At 36.8% G+C, this 6,551-nt stretch carries 6 protein-coding genes; all 6 read right to left on the bottom strand.

Annotation, left to right across the window (positions count from 1 at the left end; all coding sequences use genetic code 11):
- On the bottom strand, positions 1 to 150 hold a 150-nt coding region (locus RAH34_RS22820), incomplete at its 3' end, for an N-acetylmuramidase domain-containing protein (protein WP_373427998.1).
- Complete coding sequence (locus tag RAH34_RS21105; RefSeq protein ID WP_306597438.1) at positions 147 to 413, bottom strand: hypothetical protein; 267 nt, start codon at positions 411 to 413, stop codon at positions 147 to 149. The genes RAH34_RS21105 and RAH34_RS22820, both read right to left, overlap by 4 nt.
- A complete protein-coding gene (locus RAH34_RS21100) occupies positions 413 to 973 on the bottom strand; it encodes a hypothetical protein (protein ID WP_306597437.1) in 561 nt (186 codons plus the stop codon). Before RAH34_RS21100 ends, RAH34_RS21105 begins: the two co-directional genes overlap by 1 nt.
- Positions 924 to 1,430, bottom strand: a complete 507-nt coding sequence (locus tag RAH34_RS21095; protein WP_306597436.1) for a phage holin family protein — start codon at positions 1,428 to 1,430, stop codon at positions 924 to 926. The genes RAH34_RS21100 and RAH34_RS21095 overlap by 50 nt, the downstream gene beginning before the upstream one ends.
- A gap of 14 nt (positions 1,431 to 1,444) precedes the next feature.
- A complete protein-coding gene (locus RAH34_RS21090; protein ID WP_306597435.1) occupies positions 1,445 to 4,207 on the bottom strand; it encodes a hypothetical protein in 2,763 nt (920 codons plus the stop codon).
- Entirely contained in the window at positions 4,207 to 6,540 is a 2,334-nt protein-coding gene (locus RAH34_RS21085; protein ID WP_306597434.1) for an SGNH/GDSL hydrolase family protein, read from the bottom strand. The genes RAH34_RS21090 and RAH34_RS21085 overlap by 1 nt, the downstream gene beginning before the upstream one ends.
- Positions 6,541 to 6,551 lie beyond the last annotated feature (11 nt).

The following is a 6,551-nucleotide window of genomic DNA, read 5'->3' as shown; positions in this document are numbered from 1 at the left end:
CTTATGCCTTTCAAATAATATTGTCGGTGTGCCATCTGCCTGAAAACCTCCTTTAGGAGCTTCAACTTCACTCACAGCCTTTATTGCTGAAACTTCACAACCTAATTCTTTGGCTGCATTTATATAATCTTGTTCTGTTAATGTTTTCATTTATTAATTTTTTGATAAGTTTTAGAAAAGATGTCAGGCTTACAAGGGTAGAATTCATCATTAACTCCTTTGATGATAAAATCACCTGTAACAGCCCTCATTGTTCCTTCTAATGTTTCAATATTTAAAGACCCATCTGGACCTTTTGTTATTTTCACATCATATTCATTCGCCCAGTCAATTATTCCTTCCTGACTTTCGGTTGAATAAATTAACTCTGTTGCTTCAATTTCGACAGGGATTTTTGAATATCTTTTTTTCATTACTTAAAGTATTTATAGATTCCAAATATTATAATTGCTACTACTCCACAAACAGCCAGAACAATCCATATTCCAGCCTGAAAGCCTTTTACTTTAACTTCCTTTGCCTTCTGTTTAGCTTCCTTAAACCTTTTTTTTATGTTATGTTCTTCAACAATATTTTCTGAAAAATCTTTAAACTTTTCAATGACAGATTCTGAAACATTGTCTTCTCTTACATGGTTTAACTGAGCAGCTTTTGTTCGAATATGGACATCTGCATTACCATTTACTCTAATAGCTTGTAAGGTGTCACCATTCTCAATATTGTATATTTCAATCGGCTTGCCTGTCTCAGCTTTTCCTTGAACCTCAAAATCGGTCTGGTTTACTTTTTTTTGCTCTAAGACTTCAGAGTTTTTTATCTGTTGTTTATCTTCTACTTTTTCACCTTTACTTTCAACTTTTTTAGCAGAATATTGTTGAATTTGCTCGATCTCTGTACTTTTCGATGTTACAACTTTTTTAGTCCTACACCCCGTCAGAAACATCACTATTAATATCAGTATTACTGTTCTCATTTTGATTTTGCTTTTTATAATTTGCTAATAAGTCATGAAGAACGTCTTCCCGTTTTTCGAGTATTTCCAGAACCTGGAGCATTGAAGCATTTGTTTTTCTTCTGAGCTTGTTTTCTGCTTTTTCCTGAACTGATTTAGCCTCAGTGAATACCAGAACAACTGTAGCCAAAAGAGAAACAATTGGCACCGCTGATATAGGAAACTCGAAGAAGTACGTTATTGGCACAATTGCATCAAATATGAATGCATAAAGTAGCATTCCGAAATAATGATTGAACTTCCCAACGCTTCTTTTATAGCCTTCAGATGTACGCATTTCACCTATTTGCTTTGCTTTTCTAATGCCAAAATAAAAATCAATTATCATTGCAATTAAAACAGCACTCCACAAAATACCAACGACAATTAATTTCATAATAATTGCGCTGTAATCCTCTTTTATAAATTCTAATATCATTATTCTATATTTTATTACCCTATAAAAAGTCCATTCTGGAAATAACAAATTGTACCTCCTATTGTTTTTTGTCCAGAAAAACCCTCAACTAATTGTCCTCCCAATGCCGGAGCATACACTTTAAACCCTTTGAATCCATTGCCGCCGATGTTATTTAAGAAAACATATCCATCGTTAATAGTCAATGCGTAATTGTTACCCTGTGGACCTGTTGCACTAAGTTCTAAGGCGGTATTTCCAAAGTTATTTCCTGATGCCGATATTGAAGCACCAGTATTTATTACATTGCCAGCATCCTTAGATGATTTTATGATAAAATTTCCTATGTACTGATTATTGGGGTGAACATCATTAGCGATCATAAGCCCATCTACTAAATCTCCATTATTATTCGATACACCAAAAAGAATCTTACCCGTTGCACTTGTCAATGTTGAAGCAGTGATATACCATCCATTTGTACCGCCAATTGTACCGGTTTCCGCTTCAATTACCCCTTTTATATTAGCATTCTGGGCAATCAATTTTCCATTCTGTAGTACTTTGAAAACGGCATCATCTTTATGTGCATAATCCGCACCGGCACCAAACCGAATGCTTTCCGGACCTGCATCAGTTACAGACGAAATAAAAGCGTTTCTTTCGGTATTATTTCCGACCTCAACAACCTGTGTCATGAGCAATCCATTATCTATGGAGGTGAAGCCGTCTGACCCATCTGTGAATTTAATTTTACCTTTGATTTCTTGCGTATCCAGGTTAATTGTCATTTGGCCATCAAGCGAAGAAATAATACCGGTTCTGATCAAACCACCATTGATGGTTGTTGTTCCTACGGTTATGGATAATACTCTAACGCCATCGACAACGGAGTGAAGAATTCCGATTAGGAAGTAATAATCATTCGCGTCTGCATCAAATTTGATCTGTTCCTGAGTGAAGACAATTGCGCCCGTTTGATCGGTTTTTGAACATTTACCATAAACATATCTAAATTGATCATCCGGAATTGTTTCCACATTCTCCGGAATATTCCACTCTTTGTCAAATGTTTGAGAGTAAATAATTCCCGGATTGACTTTGACTTTATTTTTGTCATTTTCAAACATTACATAGAAAACAACACTGCAGCTGATCTGTTGACTACGGGCGCCGACTGAAAGCATATTAGTTTCGACCGAACCGGGACGAATATTTTCGGGATCAAAGTAACCATCAGGGTCAAATGTCAAATTCTTAAGCTCCTCAGTGGTTTTTAAGCCTAATTTTGAATAGTTTATCTGTCCTAAATTGGTAATGGACATAACGTTTTTGATCTGCTTTATATCGAGTACAATCTGTGATGCATAATTAATTTCGTATGAGTCAGCAATGACAATTTTAGTACGATATGGGTTATAATCTCCATTTTGGATGAAATCTATTGTTTCTTGATTTACTCTCAAAACCTTATCAATTCCAAGAACCGGATCATACACTTGGATATAATCACCAATGTCAAACTTCCCTACTCCAATTTTTTCCATGTAAGCCGGATCGACATTGAGATCATAGGAAACTTTTGCGTTCTTGTTTAGCTCAAATTGTTCCAGTCCTTTCTGAAGAAGTTCATTCTCTGCATTGTCTATATAGGTTTTCGGCATTACAATATCCAGTAATACATATTCATCACCGACAGCAAATTGAAAAGCAGTTGACGCTTCATCCGGGAAACTTTGCCCCTGGTTATTTTTGAAAGGTATTATTTCAAAAGTCTTCGTTGTATGATTGTACCCCCCTTTCTTAATCTCGAATTCGTAACCTGCCAGATTACCGGTCTTTACACTAATCTTTGCAGAAGTCCCGGGAACCAAGTACTTTGTCGTTACCCCGTCAGCTTCTTTCTCGCTCAAATCAAAATCCATCGTGGAGTCTGAAAATTTGAATTTCGTATCTCCTAAAGAGGTTATTTTTCCGGTTCTATGAGGGTAAATTTCATCGAAAGTAATTGATCCTTCTTTTAGTCCGAAAGCTGCTATTGATCCGGAATCTTCCAAATAGTCAGCACCTGGTAATTTTAATCGCTTGCTGAAATTCCGGTATTCATTTGGGATATTATTTGTACCTCCAAAAACATAAAGCCTGTTTACAATATCGTTATCATCAACATTATTGCGGGATAGCGAGTATAACCCCTTTCCTTTTCCATACTCGAATTTTAAAGGAACTTTTTTGCCGTAGTCTCCGGTATGTATTACATATTTACCATTTTCGTACTTAATCCAAAAATCAGTCTTGAATTCATTGCAGATCTTCTGCATTGCTGAAAGGCAAGTGTCATCTCCGAAAGTGATTGTTTTGGTCTCACCGTTGGTAAAATTTCCAAGCTCCCAATTAGCAGAAAAACGCTTCATATTGTTTTTTATAGCCAGCAAAAAAACTTCAATAGTTCCAATCAAAGGAAATTCCAGATCCGGACCGAATCCGGTTGCATCTGCATTAAAATATTTGCAACGCTGCATATCGAACATTAAGCCCTGCGCGGTAATATTGTATTCGTATGAAGTATTGTTGTTTTTTACTAATGCAGGCAACATATTGATGCGGTATACCGAATCAAACAACACGAAATAATCATTGATCAGAATATCCAGCTTTTCCCGTGAATTCAGTTTTATTGAAACCGAATCATCCGAAAGCATTACTCTGTTAAGTGTTGCAGATTCTACAGAACGTTTCCCCCGCTCAATCAAATTGAACAAGGGTGATCCGTTTCTGTAAAGTGTTATATTATTCATTATTGACAATAATTGTAAAGAATATTATAGAACAGCGTGTCTGCCATCTGAGCATAGCCCGCAGCGATCGGGTGAACATCATCAGTGTATACTTTCTTAGTTACTGAATCTCTTTTGTTTACTGTTAAATCTGTTGTAGGGTAAGCATTGTCTGGGAAGAATGTTCCCATGTATGAAATATGCTCAACCCAAGAAGAATAACCAGATTCTGAAGCTATTTTTTCATAAATCCTAGCAATAGTCATAACACGTTGCATTGTTGACATGTAAGACTGTTGGCGCGTGCTTGTGCCATAATCCTTATATATATCAATTGGTGGAAGCTGCATTGAAATTAATTTCACTCTTACACCTGATTTTTGCGCTTTAATTAGATCAAGCCACTGTCTTGCAAAAGCTTCTATTTGTGCCGGAGTATATGTAAATACATCATTCCAACCAAGCTGGCAAAGTATAATTAAATTACTGGCCGTAGAATTGACTCCTGTGAAGTTATTCTGAGTCAGATAATATCCCAGATCAAATTTAACAGCCCCTGAAATTCCGGTATTCCAAAATGCATTTGTAGCTCCTGATTTTGAAGCAAGGTTCAGATAATCTGAAAATGACCATCCTCCACGGCCCTCATGTTTAATAACCTGGTCACCAATGGTTCCGATGAAATTAATATTTGTCAATGCCAAGGCCGCCGGCGCGGTTGCAGGTGTTAAATTATATCCTACGCCTGTTAATCTTCTGGAAAGCTCGTTTACAATAGCACCTTCAATACCACTATTTACAGTGCCTTTAACCGTAGAATCACCAAAATGCATAAAATACAGCGCAGACGATGGCGAATTTGCATTGATACCCACCTTTATATTTACGTAACCTAATATTACATACACACCATTTGGCTGCCTTTGCCTCACTGGGATTTGCACATCAGCTGTAGGAATTATTCTAATGAAATCTTCATTCCCGTTGGGTGAATTAAAAAAAGTATCTCTCGAATAATCCTTAGGATGCTTATTTACAAAACCATTTAGGTTGAGAGATATAGCCTCCCCCGCTTTAGCCCATGTTTTAGATGGAAAAAACGAGTCATTAACGAATGTTTTTGCAATTGCATTTATATCTACTCTACTTTGGTCGAAATGTGTTGATGTCAACCTTTGCACATCACCCGCACTGTTACGTGCCGCAGCTATCACAAAATCAACACCAGCTGGCACTGTGATTTCCTTGTCTGTAAAATTGCCTTGTGCTGATAAAGAAACTACTGGATTCAATTTTGAATCATAGCCCCAAATTGGATAGGCCGCTGATGAAGTAATTCCTGTGTATAATATCTTTTGATCTTTTGTAACCGGTGTTGGTGGGGTTAATTTCCACGAAGTGCTACCAAGGACCAAGCCTCCTGTACTACTTAAATACCCTGAAATAGCATTAGTAAATGCATCATCGGAAATTACCAATTTATTAAGTTCTGTAATTTTTTCAAGATTTCTTACCGCTTCTGTTGCAATGAATCCGGTTTTAGATATTGAAAATTCTCCAGAATAGGAGCTTGCGGAATTCGTTCTTATCTTTCTGGTTCCTGGAAAAAGATCTGAAACTTTTACTAAATAGGATGTTGAGTTTTGGTTGTAATATCCCAAATACTTACCGTCAACGTCAAAACAATAAATTTCAGCTGCTGCTGAAGAAGATGAAACAGCTGATCCCTTACGTAAAATTGTATCAGTTGAAACAACATCAATTAAATCTGATAAAAGCCAATTTGTTGATGAAGTCAGCGAGGGAACCTGTCCTACCATTGATGTTTTTGCTATATAATTTGTGGTTGTCGAAAATGCGATGTTTTGCTGCCCAGATTTTAAGTTTTCTAAACTACTATACACGACACCTCCGCTGACGGAATGCGGATCATCCTTTACGACCGATCCGGTAGGCGATGCAACAGGCATCTTTACTTCTGTTCTCGTCCAGATAGAACCTTTTTTATAGAACATTGTATCATATCCCGTCTTTGCTCTCAAATTTCCTGCATTTGGATATATCTTACCCCAATCCGCAGTACTACTTGGATCAGTCGGCTTATCGTCTTCAGAAGAAACAGACGGTTTGTAAGTTCCATCTTCTGTTGGTGTTGGATCTGTAGGTGTAATGTTTCCTTTAAAATTTGAAACTATCATATCCTGAACATCACCTTTTAATTCTGCAATATCTTTTTGTTGCTGCTCCTTAGAAACAGCATTTCCAATTAATCCATTTTCGTCTATTGTTGCTATATTTTTAGGCATAATGCCGTCTACAACACTTATCGTCACCTGATCTTCTAAATCTGCCATTTTCTTATATT

Source organism: Chryseobacterium sp. WLY505 (assembly GCF_030846215.1).
Taxonomy (GTDB): domain Bacteria; phylum Bacteroidota; class Bacteroidia; order Flavobacteriales; family Weeksellaceae; genus Chryseobacterium.
The sequence above is the reverse complement of the archived record's forward strand: the minus strand, read 5'-3'. Positions and strand labels throughout refer to the sequence as shown.